The 19769-nt window shown below is 63.9% G+C and carries 18 protein-coding genes and 1 pseudogene; 12 read left to right on the forward strand and 7 right to left on the reverse strand.

Going from position 1 to position 19769, the window contains the following annotated elements:
- Window positions 1-24 precede the first annotated feature (24 nt).
- Complete coding sequence (locus AC3EC3_RS03550; RefSeq protein ID WP_488488294.1) at window positions 25-3216, forward strand: TonB-dependent receptor; 3192 nt, start codon at window positions 25-27, stop codon at window positions 3214-3216.
- Between the two features lie 104 nt (window positions 3217-3320).
- Window positions 3321-4787, forward strand: coding sequence for a cysteine--tRNA ligase (gene cysS, locus AC3EC3_RS03555; protein ID WP_488488295.1), 1467 nt, complete (start codon window positions 3321-3323; stop codon window positions 4785-4787).
- 322 nt (window positions 4788-5109) lie between these two features.
- On the opposite strand, the gene AC3EC3_RS03560 is transcribed toward cysS, so the two are convergent.
- The gene (locus AC3EC3_RS03560) at window positions 5110-5298 is read right to left on the reverse strand and encodes a hypothetical protein (protein WP_488488296.1); all 189 of its coding nucleotides are present in this window, start codon (window positions 5296-5298) and stop codon (window positions 5110-5112) included.
- A 210-nt stretch (window positions 5299-5508) separates the two neighbouring features.
- A complete protein-coding gene (locus AC3EC3_RS03565) occupies window positions 5509-5697 on the reverse strand; it encodes a hypothetical protein (RefSeq protein ID WP_488488297.1) in 189 nt (62 codons plus the stop codon).
- 95 nt (window positions 5698-5792) lie between these two features.
- Between AC3EC3_RS03565 and AC3EC3_RS03570 the strand changes: the two genes are divergently transcribed.
- Together AC3EC3_RS03570 and AC3EC3_RS03575 are read left to right on the forward strand one after the other, a co-directional pair.
- Window positions 5793-6425: a S24 family peptidase gene (locus AC3EC3_RS03570; RefSeq protein ID WP_488488298.1), complete on the forward strand. Its 633-nt coding sequence runs from the start codon at window positions 5793-5795 to the stop codon at window positions 6423-6425.
- A gap of 39 nt (window positions 6426-6464) precedes the next feature.
- A complete protein-coding gene (locus tag AC3EC3_RS03575) occupies window positions 6465-7130 on the forward strand; it encodes an MBL fold metallo-hydrolase (protein WP_488488299.1) in 666 nt (221 codons plus the stop codon).
- Window positions 7131-7316: 186 nt separating this feature from the next.
- Here AC3EC3_RS03575 and AC3EC3_RS03580 read toward each other — a convergent pair whose 3' ends face one another.
- A complete protein-coding gene (locus AC3EC3_RS03580; RefSeq protein WP_488488300.1) occupies window positions 7317-7709 on the reverse strand; it encodes an MAPEG family protein in 393 nt (130 codons plus the stop codon).
- Between the two features lie 214 nt (window positions 7710-7923).
- Here AC3EC3_RS03580 and rpmF point away from each other — a divergent pair, with 214 nt between their 5' ends.
- The 5 genes and pseudogenes from rpmF to AC3EC3_RS03605 all read left to right on the forward strand — a co-directional run bounded on the left by rpmF (window position 7924) and on the right by AC3EC3_RS03605 (window position 11064).
- Window positions 7924-8103 carry a 50S ribosomal protein L32 gene (gene rpmF / locus AC3EC3_RS03585; protein ID WP_260922200.1) on the forward strand — a complete coding sequence of 60 codons (180 nt, stop codon included), beginning with the start codon at window positions 7924-7926 and terminating at the stop codon, window positions 8101-8103.
- Between the two features lie 27 nt (window positions 8104-8130).
- Window positions 8131-9192, forward strand: coding sequence for a phosphate acyltransferase PlsX (gene plsX / locus AC3EC3_RS03590; protein WP_260922202.1), 1062 nt, complete (start codon window positions 8131-8133; stop codon window positions 9190-9192).
- On the forward strand, window positions 9192-10166 hold the full coding sequence (locus AC3EC3_RS03595) for a beta-ketoacyl-ACP synthase III (RefSeq protein WP_488488301.1): 975 nt from the start codon (window positions 9192-9194) through the stop codon (window positions 10164-10166). The genes plsX and AC3EC3_RS03595 overlap by 1 nt, the downstream gene beginning before the upstream one ends.
- A gap of 112 nt (window positions 10167-10278) precedes the next feature.
- Window positions 10279-10584 (forward strand): annotated as a pseudogene (locus AC3EC3_RS03600) (integration host factor subunit alpha); the annotation flags it as partial.
- Window positions 10585-10659: 75 nt separating this feature from the next.
- On the forward strand, window positions 10660-11064 hold the full coding sequence (locus tag AC3EC3_RS03605; RefSeq protein ID WP_488488302.1) for a MerR family transcriptional regulator: 405 nt from the start codon (window positions 10660-10662) through the stop codon (window positions 11062-11064).
- A gap of 49 nt (window positions 11065-11113) precedes the next feature.
- Here AC3EC3_RS03605 and AC3EC3_RS03610 read toward each other — a convergent pair whose 3' ends face one another.
- Window positions 11114-11671 carry a SixA phosphatase family protein gene (locus AC3EC3_RS03610; RefSeq protein ID WP_488488303.1) on the reverse strand — a complete coding sequence of 186 codons (558 nt, stop codon included), beginning with the start codon at window positions 11669-11671 and terminating at the stop codon, window positions 11114-11116.
- A gap of 36 nt (window positions 11672-11707) precedes the next feature.
- Complete coding sequence (locus AC3EC3_RS03615; protein ID WP_488488304.1) at window positions 11708-14494, reverse strand: ATP-dependent DNA helicase; 2787 nt, start codon at window positions 14492-14494, stop codon at window positions 11708-11710.
- A 125-nt stretch (window positions 14495-14619) separates the two neighbouring features.
- On the opposite strand from AC3EC3_RS03615, the gene AC3EC3_RS03620 reads away from it, so the two are divergent.
- The 3 genes from AC3EC3_RS03620 (at window position 14620) to AC3EC3_RS03630 (ending at window position 17811) form a co-directional block, all read left to right on the forward strand.
- The gene (locus tag AC3EC3_RS03620; RefSeq protein WP_488488305.1) at window positions 14620-15501 is read left to right on the forward strand and encodes a PadR family transcriptional regulator; all 882 of its coding nucleotides are present in this window, start codon (window positions 14620-14622) and stop codon (window positions 15499-15501) included.
- A gap of 107 nt (window positions 15502-15608) precedes the next feature.
- Window positions 15609-17264 (forward strand): lysine--tRNA ligase, encoded by a 1656-nt coding sequence (locus tag AC3EC3_RS03625; RefSeq protein ID WP_488488306.1) that lies wholly within the window; start codon window positions 15609-15611, stop codon window positions 17262-17264.
- 25 nt (window positions 17265-17289) lie between these two features.
- On the forward strand, window positions 17290-17811 hold the full coding sequence (locus tag AC3EC3_RS03630; protein WP_488488307.1) for a DUF1003 domain-containing protein: 522 nt from the start codon (window positions 17290-17292) through the stop codon (window positions 17809-17811).
- Window positions 17812-17916: 105 nt separating this feature from the next.
- On the opposite strand, the gene AC3EC3_RS03635 is transcribed toward AC3EC3_RS03630, so the two are convergent.
- Window positions 17917-18600: a prolyl hydroxylase family protein gene (locus AC3EC3_RS03635; RefSeq protein WP_488488308.1), complete on the reverse strand. Its 684-nt coding sequence runs from the start codon at window positions 18598-18600 to the stop codon at window positions 17917-17919.
- Window positions 18601-18748: 148 nt separating this feature from the next.
- The gene (locus AC3EC3_RS03640; RefSeq protein ID WP_488488309.1) at window positions 18749-19630 is read right to left on the reverse strand and encodes an RcnB family protein; all 882 of its coding nucleotides are present in this window, start codon (window positions 19628-19630) and stop codon (window positions 18749-18751) included.
- Window positions 19631-19769 lie beyond the last annotated feature (139 nt).

Consider the following 19769-nt stretch of genomic DNA (forward strand, 5'->3'; position numbering starts at 1 on the left):
AACAGAAAAAGAGGGGGAGAAGATATGCTCAAGCATGTCACTGAAAGTGCGTCCAAAATCCGCACGAAATCCAAGTCGCGTTCCATGGCGGTGGGCGCTTCCGGATTGGCGATCACGATCGCGATGACGGTATCCTCACCGCTCTATGCTCAGACAAGTTCCGGTTCAGACAGTAATCCACCACAGGAAATCGGTGGGCGCGACAAGAGACCGGCCGAGGAACTGGACCGTCGCACCGCAGAGGACATCATCGGCAAGGCGAGCGACATCGTCGTCGTCGGAACGCGTGCTTCATTGCAATCGGCGATCAACCGCAAGAAGAATGCGAATACTGTCGTCGATTCCATCGTGGCCGACGACATCGCGAGCTTCCCCGACAAGAATATCGGCGATTCACTGGCCCGTATTACCGGCGTTCAGCTCAGCCGTGACTTTGGCGAAGGTGTTCAGGTCTCGATCCGCGGTGTCGAGCCGGATCTCAACCGCGTCGAGATCAACGGCGTCAGCCAGGTCAGCGCCACCGGTGAGCGAGCAGGCGATTTCCGCGAATTCGCGACTGAACTGGTCAAGTCGATCGACGTCTACAAGGGCTATTCGGTCAACCTGACCGAAGGCGGTATCGGCGGTACGGTCAGCATCGAGACGCGCAAGCCGCTGGATCTCAAGGGGCCGCTGGCGACCGGGGTGATCTCCGGGCAGCACCTCGACACGACCGAGAACTGGAAGCCGCGCGTGACGTTCGTGGCGGGTACGCCCAAGCTGTTCATCGATGGCCTCGGCGCCATGGTCAACATGACCTACAGCGACGTCAGCACGCGTCAGGACTATATCTCGAACACCAACTGGTCGAGGTTGGCGGATTTCGATCATTCCGATCAGAAGACCGTCGCTGATCCCAAGTACGCAAACTACAACACGTATGCGAGTTGCGCCGGTGTCGGTGGAGCGACCACGGCGGCTGCGACGGCCAACCGTCTGGCTTGCGAAACCCAGTTCTTCGACTGGGCGCCTACGGTTCCGCGCTATCGCAACCTGGTGCGTGAGGACAAGCGCTTCTCCGGCGATTTCGTGCTCCAGTATCAGGCCGCGCCCAATTTCAAGGCCTATGTCGAAGCGCAAATCAACAACCGCACGCAGAATCTGCAGGACACCAACTATTCCGTGGACCTGACGCGGATCGAGCGCTTCAATCTCGATCCGCAACTGGCGGCGGGTGCGAATGGCGGAACGTCTCGTCCGCAGGTCCAGCTCGGCACGTCTACCGTCAACGAGAACCACGTCGTTACCAGCCTGACGACTGCGTTGAATGCCGTGAATATCGGGACGGCGGCGGCGCCCAACTATAACGGTGCGGCGAACATCGTCGGCGTGCAGCGTCGCGATTTCAGCTATGACCAGAACTCGAAGTACTATTCGGGCGGATTTACCTGGGAACTCAGCCGCCTGAAATTCGACGGCATGGCCTCTTACGCCAAGGCACACACCGATTCCGAGACGAACCTGATCGCCGTGGGTACCAGCGTTTCGGGCATCAGCATTGATCGCAACAATGCGCAGGGCATCCCCGTTTTCAGCTTCCCGTCGAACTTCGATCCGGCTGATCCGAACGTTTACGGTGACCTGACGCGGACCGGTGCCAACGGGCAGGTCCTGCCGATCTACGGTCCTTCGCTGCAATACCGTCCGGCGGAATACAACAATACCGAAATGCAGTTCAAACTCGATGGCGACTGGGAGATCGACCACCCGATCGTCAACAAGATCGAGTTCGGTGTGCAGGGGCGCGAACAGAAGTTCCTGAACTATCTGGGCGGTGGATCGCGCCTGATCGATCCTGCAACGCTGACATACCAGACGAGTGCGAACGTCTCGTACACGACCGTCATTCAGGACAACCCGACTGTCGCACGTAACGGCAATACTTTCTACATCACGCCTGCGCAGTACCAGAACCTGATCTCGCAGCTTGGTGGCGTTACCGGGGGGGCACCGCTCTATTCGGGATTGCAGAATGCGCCTTCCGGTATTCCCAGTCGCCTGGCCTATCTGAACTTCGATCCCGACGTGCTGTCGCAGTACTATGATCTTTCCACCTTCAATCACGATCTCGTGAAGGAAGCGAATGGTCTGCCGCAGATCCCGAGTGCCAAGATCACCGAAAAGATCTATTCCGGCTATATCATGGCGGACATCGACACGCCGGTGTTCGGGATGCGGCTGACGGGCAACGCCGGTATCCGCTGGACCCACACCGAGGATACCGGACTGGGCACCAACGTCAGTCGCGTCACGCGTCTCAATGCAACGGGTGGCACGGAAACGGTGGTTCTGGCCGCACAGGAAGCGACGATCGCGAACTCGTATACGGACTGGCTGCCGGCCTTCAACGCCAACCTGGCGATCACGCCAACGCTGTCACTGCGAGCCAACTATGCCAAGAACCTGGCCCGTCCCCGGCCAACCGACCTGGTGCCGAACATCAACTGTCTTGACGACACGACCATCGCGGCGGCTGACGACGTCTGCACGGCGGGTAACCCGGACCTGAAGCCCTATCGTGCGGACCAGTGGGAACTGAACCTTGCCTGGTATCCCAATCCGGACACGATGATCAGCCTGGGGTATTACAAGAAGTACGAGAGCACCTTCGTCATCCCGAACGTGGTGCGTACCGGCGTGGACCTGTTCCACGACGGAACCACCTATACCGTCCGCCAGCCGATCAACGGTTACGGCTCGCTGCTCGACGGTATCGAGGTCAGCGCCCAGACGGTCTTCTCGTTCCTGCCTAAGCCTTTCGACGGGTTCGGTATCACGGGGAACATGACTTATGCCCGCGCGATCCGCACCAACCTGACCAACAGCGCGACGAACGAACCGCTGAAGGAATATCCGGGCCTTTCGACGTACACTTACAATGCGAGCATTTTCTACGACAAGGGCATCCTGAATGCTCGCCTGAACTACAACTATCGTTCCAAGTGGCTGGTGACGGTGCTGGATGCCAACAACGGTAACAACCCGATCTACCGCAAGGGCGAAGGCTATCTCGACGGCAAGATCACGCTGCGCTTCCCCGAGCAGCACTTCAGCGTGTTCTTCGAGATGCAGAACATCCTCAAGGAATATTCCAAGAGCTACATCAACAAGGATATGCCGGTAGAGCTTTACTATCCGGGGCAGCGCATGTTCATCGGCGTTCAGGCCAAGCTCTGATCGTTTGCCCGGCGCGGTTCCGTCTTGCGGAATCGCGCCGGGCTTTGCCGTCTCTTCGCGATCGGTACTTGACGGATGCGGCCAGAATTGACCATCGCCCGCCTATGACCGAAGAAAGCCAGACCGCACCCCGCGCCCTTGCGCTGTTCAACAGCCTGACCCGCCAGATCGAGCCGTTCCGGCCGGTCCATGCCGGGGAAGCGCGGGTCTACAGCTGCGGTCCGACGGTCTACAACTATCCCCACATCGGCAACATGCGCGCCTATGTCTTTGCAGACATTCTCGGGCGCACGCTCAGCCACAAGGGATACAAGCTCACCCACGTCATCAACATCACCGATGTCGGCCATCTGACCGACGATGCCGATGCCGGCGAGGACAAGATGGAGAAGATGGCCAAGGCGCAGAGCCAGTCCATCTGGGATATCGCCGCGCATTACACGCAGGCTTACTGGGCCGATATCGCCGCGCTTAACATCCGCCAGCCCGCAAAGTGGTCGATCGCGACGGACTATGTGCCGCAGATGATCGCCTTTGCTGAAAAGATCGCGCCTGCGCATTGCTACGAACTGGAGGGCGGCCTCTACTTCGATGTCGCCAGCGTTGCGGATTACGGGCGTCTGGCCCGTGCCGTTACCGACGAAGGAGAAGGGCGGATCGAGGCGGTCGAGGGCAAGCGCAATGCGGCCGACTTCGCGATCTGGCGCAAGACCCCGGCAGGCGAGACGCGGCAGATGGAATGGGATTCGCCGTGGGGCAAGGGGGCGCCCGGCTGGCATCTCGAATGCTCGGTGATGAGCGGCGACCTGCTGGGCTTCCCGTTCGATATTCATACCGGCGGCATTGACCATCGCGAGATTCACCACCCCAACGAGATCGCGCAGAATCAGGCGTTCTGCTGCGCCGGAAGCCTCGACAGCGCCGCAAATTCCGGCGCCAACATGTGGCTGCACAACAATTTTCTCGTCGAGCGATCCGGCAAGATGAGCAAGTCCTCGGGCGAGTTCCTGCGTCTGAAATTGCTGATCGACCGCGGCTATCACCCACTGGCCTATCGCCTGATGTGCCTTCAGGCGCATTACCGAAGCGAACTGGAGTTCTCGTGGGAAGGGCTGGGCGCTGCGCTGACGCGGCTCAAGCGTATGATCCTGGCGGCGGAACGGCTGAAGGATGTGGCGGCAGGCGATCCGCGCCACCCCAAGCTGGCGCCGATGCTCGATGCCTTCGAGGCGGCGATCGGCGACGATCTCAACACCGCCATTGCGCTGACGGCGCTGGAAGATGTGCTGTCTGCCAAGAAGGTCGATGCTTCGGCCAAGCGTGCGGCGGTGGAAGTGATCGATGCGGTGCTTGGTCTCGGGCTGTTCGCGGTAGAACGCCCTGATCTGCGTCTGCGTCCCCGTCATGCAACGATCGCCGAGGGGGAGATCGAGGCTGTTCTCGAACAGCGCAGGCAGGCCCGCGCGAACAAGGATTTCGCGGCGTCCGATGCCTTGCGCGATCAACTTGTCGCCAGCGGAGTAGAAGTGATGGACGGTGATGCGCTGGGCTGGGATTGGGTTCCCGAATGACATCGGGGGAATGGATGGAAAGATGTGCGGGGCGCTAGGGTCAGACCCCTTACTCACACCGTCGCGGCACCCGAATGGCAAACATATCGGGCCAAATTGTCCGCAGGATCGGCTTCTGTCGCGCGGTGCCAACCGCTTCCTCCAGAACTGCGAGCGCTTCCTGGCGGGTGAAGCGCTCGCGCATCGTATCGACCTTTCAAGAGGGTACTGAAGCGGGCTCACACCAAAGCTCGACGAGCTTGACTCATCGTGCTTTGGTCAAGCCCTTGTGGCATTTGCGCATTTCAGGGGTGTGATATGTCAGCCTCTCAGTGCCTTGGTCTCAGTCGCTCTCGATCAGCAGGAATTCGGTCTCGACGACCATGCGCGGGACGGGCAGCGTTTCGTGATGAATGCCCGTGACGCTGGCGTCTGCCACGACTTGCCTGGCGATGTGGAATTCGTGTTCGATGAGTTGCTCAATGAAATCCTCGCCCTGCAGGATGGCGGGAACGTGCTCGAACGCCAGCACGACGTGGTGCCGCGAGCCGCCGAAGAGGCTGGATGTCCACGGGCGCTCGGAATGGCTGACGAACTGTGCCTGATCCCCTGCCAGCGCGAGAACCTGCGAGACCAGTCGCAGCCAGGGGCCACGCTGAAGGTGGCGATCAGGTGCGGGGCGGGCAGAGGGGTGAGCAGGGGACGAGGCTGCGTGAACAGGGCTCAGTGAGAGGGGGCGCAGTCACAGGACATCGGTGAACTCCGGGTAAGCGTTCATGAAAGAGTGGACGCGCCGGCACATCGCATCGCGCGGAGTGCGGCCATTACGCAGATCGGCGACAAGTCTGGGATCGTTCACCGCCAGGCGCCCGAACTTCGTCCAGGGCATGTCGGTGCGGCGCAGGAAGCGTTCGATGTCTCGCAAAAGCATGGCGGTCCTTGCTGGCGGATGTGAATATGTTCACTAAATGTTCCTTCCGAAATCCAACTTGTCTAGGAAAAATCCTACGTATAGGATGTTACATTATGGACATCGATCCCGCCCGCACGCGATTGCTCGAGCTGGCCGAGCAGAACGGCGCCAGTTTGGCGGCTTTGTCGCAGATGATCGGGCGAAACAGCAGCTATCTTCAGCAATTCGTGCGCAAGGGATCGCCGCGAAAGCTGGAGGAGCACGATCGGGCCCGCCTCGCGAGATTCTTTGGGGTGGACGAGGCGGAATTGCGCTCTGACCGGGAAATTTCCTATGATCCGCCCGGTTGGGCGGATGTCAGACGATTGGATGTCGGCGTGTCGGCAGGGGCGGGTGCGCTTTCTGGCGGCGAAGGTTTCGTTGGGGTGCTGCGGTTTTCCGATCGATGGCTGCGGGAGATGGGGCTGCGTGTAGGAAAGCTTTCCGCTGTGACTGTGCAGGGCGATTCGATGGAGCCGACCTTGCGGCATGGCGATGAATTGTTGGTCGATACCTCTTCTGCCGTCGCTGGTGAGGGAATCTGGGTCGTGCGTCTCGGTGATTCGGTGCTGGTCAAGCGTCTTGAAACCGCGCGGAGCGGTGTGATCACCCTGCTGAGCGACAATCAAGTTTATCGGCCGGTGGAATGCCGTTCCGAAGAGGTTTCGGTGATTGGGAGGGTGGTCTGGAAGGGGGGGCGGGTCTAAGGCGTTGCAATCGGGCGCGGGGCGCGTCATGGCTGAGCTATGAGCCAGAATGACGTCCCCATGCGCGTCGCGATCGTCCCGGTCACGCCGCTCCAGCAGAACTGTTCCCTTGTCTGGTGTACGCGCACGATGCGCGGCGCGCTGGTGGATCCTGGCGGCGATCTTGACAAGCTGAAGCAGGCGCTGGCGAAAGCAGGCGTTACGCTGGAGAAGATCCTCGTGACACACGGGCATGTCGATCATTGCGGGATGGCGGGTGTGCTGGCCAAAGAGCTCGGCGTGCCGATCGAAGGGCCGCACGAAGAGGATATGTTCTGGATCGCCCAACTCGACGAGGCGGGGCAGCGCTGGAATATCGAGGCGCACGTCTTCTCTCCAGACCGCTGGCTGGAAAACGGTGACAAGGTGACTGTCGGTGAGCTGGAACTCGACGTCTATCACTGTCCGGGGCACACGCCCGGCCATGTCGTGTTCCACCATGCGCCCAGTCGCTTTGCGATTGTCGGCGATGTGCTGTTCAAGGGCTCGATCGGGCGGACGGACTTTCCGCGCGGCAATTTCGATGATCTGGTCGAATCGATTGCCGGTCGGCTCTGGCCGCTCGGGGATGATGTGACTTTTGTGCCCGGTCACGGTCCGGTGAGCACGTTCGGTGATGAGCGTCGGACCAACCCCTACGTCGGGGATGCAGCGCTGGTGCGGTAAATACCAGCGCTACAGCATTTCTGACCGTCTTAGAGACCGTTTGAAAAATGCCTGCGGGCGGCATTTTGAGGCGGCACCGGCCCGCTCCCCCACCCTAGCACCCGCAGGATACTACCGTTGGGTGGTAGGGTGGGGGAGCGGGCCGGTGCCGCAAAATTCGCATTCCGCGAATTTTTAAACGGGCTCTTAGAGAACGCCGACTGCGATCAGCACCGCAGCGACGGCGAGCCCTGCGAGGCTGAGCAGGGTCAGGAACATGCCTCCGGCGCGCAGCGGGTTGGGGGCGGGGCGGTCCATGCCGAAGGCGTGAAGCACGCGCGCGATCATGAATATCGCGCCGACAGGTGCCAGCCATACGCCGCCCTTGCCGCTGAGGTCGATCAGCGCGCAGAGGATCAGTGCGAAAGGCGCATTCTCGACGAAGTTGGCCTGTGCGCGCATGCGCTGGGCGAGGCGCGCGTCACCGCCATCTCCGTTCAACGCCTTGAGGGCAAAGCGCATCTGGATAGTGCGGGCAATCAGCCACAGGTTGATGACGGCGGCTGCGGCCGCGAGGCAAAGGGTTGTCTGCAGGATCATATGCGTGCAGATAGCGCCGCGTGATCAGAGTTGCCAGCGTGCGGATGCAGGCATGCAGCTCTCGTCTTCCGATTTCGTGCTGTCATCGAGATGCCACGAGCGCTTGCAACTTCGCAGAAATCGGTTATAGGCGCGCCTTCGCAAGCCGCCGTGTTCCTTGAACGGTCTACGGCGGCGTTTTTGACACTAACGAATTCCAGGAACAGGTGCCGAAATGGCTGTCCCTAAAAGAAAAACGACCCCGTCCCGCCGGGGCATGCGCCGTAGCCACGATGCGCTGACGGTTGCAGCATTCCATGAATGCCCGAACTGCGGTGAACTCAAGCGTCCGCACAACCTGTGCGATGCCTGCGGTCACTACAACGGTCGCGAAATCGTCGCGGTCGAAGTCTAAGAGCGCAAGCGCAGTCGGAGATTGCCCATGAGTCTGCCGCGTATCGCCGTTGATGCGATGGGCGGCGACGAGGGTGTGCGCGTCATGGTTGAAGGCGCGGCGCTCGCCCGTCGACGCCATGACAAGTTCAAGTTCCTGCTGGTCGGGGACGAGGTGCGGATCAAGGCCGCACTTGAGAATCACCCGAATCTCAGGGCATCCTCCGAAATCCTCCATACCGATGGAGTGATCTCCGGAGAGGACAAACCCAGCCAGGCCTTGCGCCGGGCCAAGGGAACCTCGATGGGGCGTGCGATCGAAGCGGTGAAGGCGGGTGACGCCGGAGCCGCTGTCAGTGCCGGTAATACCGGTGCGCTGATGGCGATCGCCAAGCTGACTCTTCGCACGATGCCCGGCATTGATCGACCGGCCCTGGCGGCTTTGCTGCCAACGCTGGGCGACAATGACGTCATCATGCTCGATCTCGGTGCCAATACCGAGTGCGACAGCCGCAATCTCGTGCAGTTTGCCGTGATGGGTGCCGCCTATGCGCGCATCGCCACGGGGCGCGAGGTGCCGCGCGTGCGTCTGCTCAATATCGGCACGGAAGAGATCAAGGGCACCGACCTGCTGCGCGATGCAGCAGCCACGCTCAAGCGGGCGGCCGGTGATCTTTCGATCAGCTTCGACGGCTTTACCGAGGCGGACAAGATCTGTCGCGGCAACGTCGATGTCGTGGTGACGGATGGTTTTTCGGGCAATATCGCCCTGAAGGCGGTCGAAGGCACCGCGCGTTTCGTCGCAGACCTGCTGCGGCGAGGCTTTTCCAGTTCGCTGCGATCGAAGATCGGGTTCCTGATCTCGCGCCCAGCCACCGAACTGCTCAAGCACCATCTCGACCCCAACAATCATAACGGCGCAGTATTCTTGGGCCTCAACGGCATTGTCGTGAAAAGCCACGGTGGCGCCAGCGCTGCCGGTGTCGCGAATGCCGTGGCGGTGACCGCGAAGCTTCTGGAGGAAAACGTGACCGAGCGCATTTCGGCGGACCTGGCCCGCGTCGGGGAAGATTCCCTGCGTCGCAGCCCTCTGGCCGAAGAGCGCGCGTGATGCGTCGTTCCGTACTGCTGGGCACCGGCTCTGCGCTGCCGCGCACGGTTGTTACCAATGCCGATCTGGCTGAGCGTGTCGATACCAGCGACGAGTGGATCGTCGAGCGTACCGGTATTCGCCAGCGCTACATTGCCGAGGCGGACGAAACGACTTCGTCGCTTGCCACGGCAGCTGCGCGTGCAGCCCTTGATGCTGCTGGAATCGCAGCAGAAACCATCGATCTGATCGTGCTGGCAACAGCAACGCCCGACCAGACCTTCCCGGCCACGGCAACCCGTGTGCAGGCCGATCTCGGTTGCCGTGGCGGCATGGCATTCGATGTCGCTGCCGTGTGCTCGGGCTTCCTGTATGCACTGGGTACGGCGGATTCGATGTTGCGCTCCGGCATGGCCAAGCGGGCGCTGGTGATCGGGGCGGAGACTTTCAGCCGTATCCTCGACTGGGAAGATCGCGCGACTTGCGTGCTCTTCGGCGACGGCGCCGGTGCGATCGTTCTCGAAGCACAGGAGCAGCCGGAAGATGAGGCTTTGCCGCGCGGTATCCTGGCCACACGCCTGCATGCCGACGGCGAGCATAACGCGTTGCTCTATGTCGATGGCGGTCCTTCGACGACCGGGACGGTCGGCAAGCTGCGTATGAAGGGGCGCGAGGTTTTTCGCCATGCGGTGGTGAACCTGGCCGAGGTTCTTCAGGAAGTACTTGAAGAGACCGGCCTGACCAGCGACGACATTGACTGGCTGGTGCCGCATCAGGCGAATGCCCGCATTCTCGATGCCACCGCGCGCAAGCTGAACATGCCGGTCGAGAAGGTCGTCGTAACCGTTTCCGAACATGCGAATACGTCGGCGGCGTCGGTGCCATTGGCGCTGGACCGGGCGGTTCGCGACGGGCGAATCGTCCCCGGAAACCTCGTTATGCTCGAAGCGATGGGCGGCGGCTTCACCTGGGGCGCCAGTCTGATCCGTATCTGATCGGGACAATCGCGCCCAAAAGTGCTTCCTGCACGCCCGGTATTTCCACCAGCGTTGATTTCGTTGCAAGAATTCTTATGATCTGTAGCGGGGGTCAGCGCAGCAGAGGGGATACAGGGCGATGCGCGCGACGGAAACTTTGACGAGAGCCGAAATAGCCGAAGCCATTCACCGGAAACTGGGCCTGTCCCGGGCGGAATCTCTGACCATGGTGGAGTCCATTCTCCAGCATATGTCGGAAGCTCTGGCCGAGGGAGAGAACGTCAAGATTTCCGGGTTCGGGACTTTCCTCCTGCGCGACAAGGGCGAGCGGGTGGGGCGCAATCCCAAGACCGGGGTCGAGGTTCCGATCACGCCGCGGCGTGTGATGACCTTCCGGGCGAGCCAGATGCTGAAGGACCGGATTGTCGGTTCCTGACGTTGCGGCGTGCTTCATGGCGATCGGCCGATGAGGAGGGCGGACTGAGGTCCGCCTTATAAAGCATTGGAAGATTTGCAGTTTAACGACGAAAAAGAGCCTGGCGCGCTGCGTACGATCGGTGAGGTCGCGCAGGCGCTGGGGCTGAAGCCGCATGTTCTGCGCTATTGGGAAGAGCAGTTCCCCAGCCTGCAGCCGGTCAAGCGCAGCGGTGGGCGACGCTATTATCGCCCTGAAGACATGGTGCTTATCCTGCGGATCAGCGACCTGGTACATCGCAAGGGCTATACCCTGCGCGGTGCGAGGATCGAGATCGAGAGCGGGCCAGAGACGGGTCCAGAGGGGGGGGGGACGGGTCTAAAAGGGGGCGAGACGCCTGATGACCTGTCTACGCCGTCAGCGCGCGATGACGTTCGCCTCCAACTGGCGGCGATCCATACGCGTCTGAAGCAGGCCCTCGAAGACGATCTTTCTGCCTGACGCCGAAGCCTGATTCGCGAATCGATTCGCGGGGGCCACTGCTCGCGAATCAGAACTCGGCCTGCGGTCCAAGGGCGGGGTCGAGATCGCGGGGGCGGATCAGATGGATCAGCCGTCCGCAATTGTCGTCGATATCGGACCATGTTTCGATATCGAGTTCGATCACCGCGAAGGCGGCGGTCGGAAATTTCTCCTCGACCATATCGCGCAAGGGGCTGGAACCGTCGTCGGGGACCAGATCGAAGATCAGGTCTTCGAGGCCGGGGTTGTGCCCGATCATCAGCGCAGAGGCGGCATGCTCGTCCTGCTCGCGCAGCACTTCCATCAGCGTTGGGGAGCTGGCGAGGTAGATGCGCCGGTCCCACTTCACCGGCGGGGTGAAGCCCGCAGCCTCGGCAGCGATGTCGATGGTTTGCGTGACCCGCACCGCCGGGCTCGCGAGCACGCGGTTCCACTTGATGCCGGTGTCGAGTCCGTGCTGGCGGATATGCCGCCCCATGATCTCCGCGCCGATCCGCCCGCGCTTGTTCAGCGGCCGGTCGAAATCGCGCAGACGCGCATCGTGCCAGTCCGATTTCGCGTGGCGGAACAGGCCGAGGGTCTTCATGAAGCGCGCGCGTCCTTGCTGGCTGGCCATCGCGGCCTAGAAAAAACGGTCCTGGATCGAGGGCGGCGTAGCGGCGGCTGCCACGTCGCCGGTTCCCTCGTTCACATCCGGTCCCGCCGCTGAAGCACGACCGCCGATGCGCTGTAAAGCCTGATCGAGCGTGACGCGGTGAACCGGGGTGCCTTCGGGAAAGGCCGAGAGCAGGCGTGAGGGGAAGGCGGAGGAGAGCACCACGAAGCGGCCCTTGTCGCCTTTAGAGCGGATCAGGCGCCCGAAGGCCTGTGCCAGCCGCGCCCGGATCAGGCTGTCTTCGTAAGCCGAACCGCCGCCGGGCTGGTCCTGCGCAGCCAGCTTGCGCGCGCGGTGCAGGATCGTCGGGCGCGACCACGGCACCTGCTCCATCACCACCAGCCGCAGCGATTCGCCCGGTACGTCCACCCCGTCTCGCAGCGCGTCGGTGCCGAGCAGCGAGGCGGCGGGATCGTCGCGGAAGATGTCGACCAGCGTGCCGGTGTCGATCGGATCGACATGCTGGGCATAGAGCGGCAGGCCCCCGCGCGCGAGCCGGTCCGCGACGCGGGCATAGACCGCGCGCAGGCGGCGGATTGCGGTGAACAGGCCGAGCACGCCGCCGCCCGATGCCTCGATCAGCTTGCCGTAGGCGCCCGCGAGGGCTGCAATGTCGCCGCGCGGCACGTCCGTCACGATCAGCACTTCGGCCTGCGATGCATAGTCGAACGGGCTGGGATGCTCGCCGAAGCGCGGGGCGAGGTCGATATGCGGCGCGCCCGACCGCGCGACCGCACGGGTCCAGTCCTCGCCGTCCTTGAGCGTGGCCGAGGTCATCAGCACGCCGTGCACGGGTTCGAGCACGACATGCGCGAAAGGCTTCATCGGGTCGAGCCAGTGGCGGTGCAGACCGACATCGTATTCGCGCGCTTCCGAGCGGGACAGCGCAAGCCAATCGACATAGTCGGGATCGGCAACGCCGCCGAGACGTGCGAGCAGTGCTTCCCAGGCAGCGATCAGATCAATTCGCCAGCCCAGCGAGAAGCGCGCGCCCTCGATCCGCGCGCGGCCCTGTCCATCGAGCCAGTCCGGCCCGTCCTCCAGCAGCGCTTCGAGGCGCGAGGACAGGCGCATCAGCGGCGTGCGCAGTTCGGCGAGTGCAAGACCGGCCTCGGCGGCGCGCTCGATCAGGTCGCCGTCGAGTCCCGCCGCTTCGGTTTCGAGGCCATAGCCTGCTTCCTGTCCGCCGCTCTCGTCACGCGCATAAACAGTGGCACGCACGGCGGCGAGCAACTGTTCCAGCGGCCCGGAGGGCTCACCCTCGACGATGCGCTGCATGAAGCCGTCGGCAGGCAGCGCCTCGGCGGCTGTGACGGCGGCGGCGATGGCCTTGCCGCCCGCCTCGTCATAGCTCGCCACATCGGCGAGACGGGCGGAGAGGCCGCGACGGCGACCGCGTGCGTTCTTTTCCGGGCCGATCACCCAGCGGCGCAGTTCGATGGCCTCGGCCCCGGTCAGTTCGGCGGCGAAGGTCGAATCGGCGGCATCGAAAACGTGGTGGCCTTCGTCGAACACCACGCGGGTCGGGCGCGCGGCGGCATCGCGTCCGCGCGCGGCGTTGACCATGACGAGCGCGTGGTTGGCGATGACAAGATCGGCCTGCGCGCTTTCCCGCGTCGCGCGCTCGATGAAGCATTTGCGGTAGTGCGGGCACCCGGCATAGACGCATTCGCCGCGCCGGTCGGTGAGGGCGGTGATGCCGCGCTGGCGGAACAGCGTGCCCAGCCAGCCGGGCAGATCGCCGCCGATCATGTCGCCATCGCGGCTATAGGCCGCCCAGCGCGCCACCAGTTGCGCAAGGATTGCGGCGCGGCCTGCGAAGCCGCCTTGCAGCGCGTCCTCCAGATTGAGCAGGCACAGGTAATTCTCGCGCCCCTTGCGCACGACGACCGGGCGCGATCCGTCCGGGCGCCGCTCGGGCCAGGCGCGGCGGCTCTCGCTCTGCAACTGGCGTTGCAGCGCCTTGGTGAATGTCGAGACCCAGACCGTGCCGCCCGACAGCGCGCTCCACAGCGAGGCGGGCGCGAGATAGCCCAGCGTCTTGCCGACGCCTGTGCCCGCCTGTGCCAGCATCATGCGGGGCAACCCGCGCTGGGTGCGGGGGGCGAAAGCCTCGGCAGCCTCGCGCGCATAAGCCTGCTGGCCGGGGCGCTGTTCGGCGCCGCTGCCGGTCAGCCGGGTGAGGTGCTGCGTCACCTCTTCGGGATCGAGCGTGACCTGCCGGGGTTGGGGCACGTCCTGTGCCTCTTCCCATTCGGGCAGCTTGGCGAACAGCCAGCGCTCGGCGCGTTGCGGACGGGCAATACGCCCGGTCAGCACCGAGGCCCAGGGCCAGCGCAGGCGCACCAGCGATTGCAGCGCCGTCCAGGCGCCTTCGCGCTCGGGCCACTCAGGCGTGTCGGGCGGGCTCTCGCACGTGGCGATCAGTTTTGCGGCGGCCTGCTGGAGCAGCGCCGGGACTTCGGCATCGTTGGCGGGCGGCGTCAGGTCGAGCGCGGTGGCAAGGCCATGCGCGGTCGGCACCACGAAGCGCGCGGGGTGGACGAAGGCGTAAAGCTCCAGCAGGTCCAGCCCGGTCAGGTCGGGATAACCGAGCCGCGTCGCCAGCAGCGGCGCGTTGAGCATCAGGTGCGGGGTGTCGGCCACTGCCGAAACCGCCTGTCCCTTCGAGACGCTGCGCGCGATCCCGCCCCGGTCGCACAGCCACGATCCGGCGTGGCTGGCATGAAGGGCAGGCACGAGCAGGGGGTCCATATCACCCTAATAGGGAGGCCATGCGCGGCTGAAAACCGCCACGCGCGGCAGGGCTGCGGAAAAGCTCTTGCGCTTTTCGCTTTAAGATATATCTTAGAGCCATCATGAGAGATCAAGGAACGCATATGCGTAATACATTTTTTGGTGGCCGCGGGGAAGATCGCGGCTTTGACGAGGCTGGCTTCGGCGGCGATTTCGGTCGAGGTCGTCGCGGTGGCCGTCCTGGGCGCCGGGGCGGTCGCGGTTCGCGCGATAGCTTTGGCATCGATGGCGACGATCTGCGCGGCGCGATGCGGGCGCGGATGATGGCCGCTATGGCTGGCGGTCGTGGCTTTGATGGTCGGGACTTCGGCGGGCGCGGTTTCGAGGCGATGGGGCGTGAGTTCCTGCGCCGCGCGTCCGGTCGCGGCTTCGGCGGTGGTTTCGGAGGCATGGGCGGCGGCTTTGGCGGCGGCGGTTTTCCGGGCGGCTTCGGTGGTTTCGGCGATGACGGCCGCGATGGTCGGGGCGGTGGTCGCGGTGCCGGTCGCGGCGGGCGCCGTCGGCGTTTGTTCGATCAGGCAGAGCTGCAATCGCTGCTGCTCTCGCTGATCGCGCAGGGGCCGCGCCACGGCTATGAACTGATCCGCGAGATCGAGGCGCTTTCGGGCGGCGAATATGCGCCGTCGCCGGGCGTGGTCTATCCGGCGCTCACCTATATGGAAGAGTCCGGGCTGATCGCACAGGTGCAGGGCGAGGGCGCGCGCAAGGCGTTCGACGTTACCGACGAAGGCCGCGCGCAGGTCATGACCGACGAGAAGAAGGCCGCAGAACTGCGCGCCCGTCTTGAAAGCATGGCGAGCGTGCGCGCGCAGGTCGATCCCGCGCCGGTGCGCCGCGCCATCCATGGCCTGCGCAGCGCGGTGATCGAGCGCCTTTCCAAGGGCGAGCCCGATCGCGAGACCATCCTCCAGATCGCCGAGGCGATCGACGAGGTGACGCGTCGGATCGAACGTCTCGACGTCTGATCCGAAAACGCGGCAACCGGAGACGAGCGGGTCTCCGGTTGCCCATCGTTTCGGGGCATCACCTTCACACTTGCCTAAAGCGCCCCTTATCCGGCAATAGCGCGCGCATGAGCCAGATTGACGCCCTTTCCGCCGCAACCGATGACGCAACTCTTTGCGAGGCCGCCCGTGTCTCGAAGGCATGGCCGTTCCAGGAAGCGCAGAAACTGCTCAAACGGTATCCGCAGGGCAAGACCGCGCCGGACGGGACGCCTGTCCCGGTGCTGTTCGAGACCGGCTATGGCCCCTCGGGCCTGCCGCATATCGGCACCTTCCAGGAAGTGCTGCGCACCACGCTGGTCCGCCGCGCCTACGAGGCGCTGACCGGCGGCGCACCCACCCGCCTCGTCGCCTTCTCGGACGACATGGACGGCCTGCGCAAGGTGCCGGACAACATCCCGAACGCGCAAGTGCTGGCCGCCAATCTCGGCAAGCCGCTCAGCCGCATTCCCGATCCGTTCGGGACTCACGAGAGCTTTGCCCATCACAACAACGCGATGCTGCGCGAATTCCTCGACCGCTTCGGTTTCGACTACGAGTTCGTCTCGGCGAGCGACCGCTACAACTCGGGTGAATTCGACGCCGCGCTGACGCGTGTGCTCGAATGCAACCAGGGCATCCTCGACATCATGCTGCCGACGCTGCGCGAGGAGCGCCGCCGCACTTATTCGCCGATCCTGCCGGTCTCGCCGAGCACCGGCGTCGTGCTGCAGGTGCCGGTCGAAGTGCTCGACCCGGCCACCGGCATGGTGCGCTTCACCGACGAGGACGGCAGTGTCGTCGAGCAGTCGGTATTCGGCGGCAAGGCCAAGCTGCAGTGGAAGGTCGACTGGGCGATGCGCTGGTATGCGCTGGGCGTCGACTACGAGATGTGCGGCAAGGATCTGACCGATTCGGTAACCCAGTCGGGCAAGATCGTGCAGGTGCTGGGCGGTCGCAAGCCGGAGGGGCTGATCTACGAGCTGTTCCTCGACGAGAACGGCGAGAAGATCTCCAAGTCCAAGGGCAATGGCCTGACCATCGACCAGTGGCTGACCTACGGCACCGAGGAAAGCCTCGGCTTCTACCTGTTCCGCGAGCCCAAGAGCGCCAAGCAGCTGCATGTTGGTGTCATCCCCAAGGCAGTGGACGAGTACTGGCAGTTCCGCGGCAATCTGGCCGGGCAGGCGCTCGACAAGCAACTGGGCAACCCGGTGTGGCACCTGCTGCGCGCTAACGGCGGTAGCGAAGGTGCGGGCGTGGTTGGTGCGGGCGATACCGTGCCGGTGACTTTCGCGTTGCTGCTGAACCTTGTGGGCGTGCTCGGCGCCGAGGCGACGGCGGAGCAGGTGTGGTCGTACCTCGGCAACTATGTGTCCGATGCCACGCCCGAGGCGCATCCGGCGCTCGGCGAAATGGTCCGTGCCGCGCTCGCCACCAACCGCGATTACATCGCCCCCACGCTCCAGCGCCGCGCGCCGAGCGAGAGCGAAGCCGCCGCGCTGCGCACGCTCGATGCCAGGCTGGAAGAGGCGGGGGCGGATGCGTCCGCCGAAGACCTCCAGAACGTGGTCTACGAGATCGGCAAGGACGAGGCTTATGGCTTCGAGACCCTGCGCGACTGGTTCAAGGCGCTGTATGAAACGCTGCTTGGTTCCTCGCAGGGGCCGCGCATGGGCAGCTTCATTGCGCTGTATGGCGTGCCGGAAACGCGCAAGCTGATCGCCGAAGCGCTGGCAGCCTGAGGGTGATCCGCCTGAGTCCGATCGCATGAGCCCCGAAGCCCTGCGCCGTCCCACGGCGGAGCAGCTCTGCGAGGATCTGCTCGGACGCCGGCTGGATCAGGTCGACCCGGAGGAGCAGCGCGTGCTCCGTCGGATCGCGGCAGGCGTCATCATGGGGCCGGATGCGGACGAGGAAGCCTCGATCCATGCCAAATTCGGGGACCGTCTGGCCGATCGCGTCGCGGCGGTGGGTGGCAGCTGGGGCTTCATCATCACCTTCGGCGTGGTGCTGCTGGGCTGGATGGCGATCAATAGCCGCATCCTCGAAGACTTCGGGCTGCATCCCTTCGATGCCTATCCCTATATCTTTCTCAACCTCATGCTCTCGATGCTGGCCGCGATCCAGGCGCCGGTTATCATGATGAGCCAGAACCGCCAGTCCGCCCGAGACCGCATCACCGCGCGGCACGACTACGAGGTGAACCTGCGCACCCAGCTCGAAATCCTGCGCCTCCATCGCCGCCTCGACGCGATGGCGCGCCATATGGGCGTGCCGGACGAGGAATAGGGCGAGGATCTGTACCGTCATCCCAGCGTAAGCTGGGATCGTTTCGCCCCAGGCGCGACATTGAGAGCGATCCCAGCCTACGCTGGGATGACGCGATTGTATCTTTCACATCGCCCAGGCGCGTGCCCGGAACCACTTCGTCAGGATATATTTCGTGCCCTGTTCCACCGCGAGGGCGGCGTGGCGGGTCGCGGGATTCGGGGTGCCGTCGGGGCGGGCGTTGTTCCACACCAGAAGCGTGCCGGTGCGCGGGCGCACGCGCAGGCCCAGCGCGGGAAAATGCGTTTCGCCGCCGCCATTCACGTCGTTGAGATAGATCATTGCGGTCCAGCTGCGCTGGCCGCCGCAGCGGCGCTCGTGCTGCCAGTAAGGCGCGGCGGTGTCGAACCAGTCGCAATGGGTGTGATAGTATTCGCCCGGCGCATAGCGCTGGCCCTGCAGGTTTTCGCCGCAGCAGGCATCGATGCCGGTGAGGTCGGAAAGGCGCTGCTCCAGCACGCGCACGTCGCGGTCGGCGGGTGGGATGTCTGCCGAGCAACTGGTGCGATAGCCTGCCCAGCCATCTTCCTGTGCCAGCAGCGAGGGTGCGGCGGCGGTATCGATCAGGGCGATAAGGCGGGCGCAGGCATGCGGCTCGACATAGGCTTCGGCGTGCCACAGTTCGATATCGGGGGAGTCCAGACGGGCCAGGGTGCCCTGTTTGGCCAGACGTTTGCGCACGCAGCAGCCGATGCGGCCCAGCGCGCGGGTATCGGGATGCTCGCGATGGCTTATGCCCTCTCTTCCCATGCCGTCTCCTCTCACGCCGCCCCTCTCGGGCATGCCTTGAGAGGGGGCATCCTGCGTGGAGAGCGCCGAGCGCGCAAGCGGGAATGCGAAAAGGCCCCTCGGCGCAGGGGCGAGAGGCCTTTCGATGCTTCTGCGTGATCCCGCAGTATTAATCGAAGAAGTCGTAGATCACGTCGACCACGTCGCCGGTGTAGACGTTCACCAGCAGCACGTCATCATAGTAGCGGACCCAGCGATAGGGCTCATAGGCGGGCGGCAGGCGGTAGTACCACGGATCGTTGATCCAGTAGCGCTCGCCATAGAACAGCGCGCCGAGCGAGAAGCCGATGCCGACGCGGCGATACGAGTATCCGCGATAGGGCGCGAAGTAGCCGCCGGGGCGATAGATCGACCCATGGCTGCTGCGATAGCTGCGCCAGTCGTAGCGGTTGTCGCGGCGCCAGTCGTTGCGGTTCCAGGCGCCGTTCCCGCCGGGACGACCATTGTTCCAGCTGCCGCCGGGGCGACCGTCATTACCGGGACGACCGTTGTTCCAGCTACCGCCAGGGCGTCCGTCGTTGCCGGGGCGCCCGTTGTTCCAGCTGCCACCGGGGCGAGCATCATTGCCGGGGCGGCCGTTGTCGTCGCCGCGACCGGGGCGATTGTCACTGCCGTCGGGACGGCCGTTGTTGCCCGCATTCCAGGCACCGGGGCGCGAGGTGTCGGGGCGAGCGTTGCCGCCGTCCGGGCGATTGTTGCCACCGGCATTCCACGCGCCGCGATTGCCGTTATCGCGGCCCCCGTTATCACGGTTCGCATTGTCGAGGCGTTCGCTGCGGTTCCATTGCGCATTGCCGCCACGATTTATCTGGGGGGCATTCATCTGCGGGCGGGCCTGCTGCTGCGGTGCAGCCTGCGGGCGCGGAGCCTGCTGGCGTTGCTGACCGCCCCCATTGTTGCCACTGCGATTGCCGCCGCCGTTGCCGCGCTCACCATGTTCGCGGTGGCCGTCCTGCGCCAGTGCCGTGCCGGGAATGGCTGTCGCTGCCATTGTTAACGCAAGGGCGCCGAGTGCGCCTGCCTGCAACCATCGGCCTGCTGTGTTCGTGTACCTGTCCGCCATCGATCTTCTCCAGCGTCGGCGAGATTCTCTGCCTGCCGACGTCCTTTCGTGTCGCTACAATTACAGA

It is taken from the genome of Novosphingobium sp. BAM6, assembly GCF_057784955.1.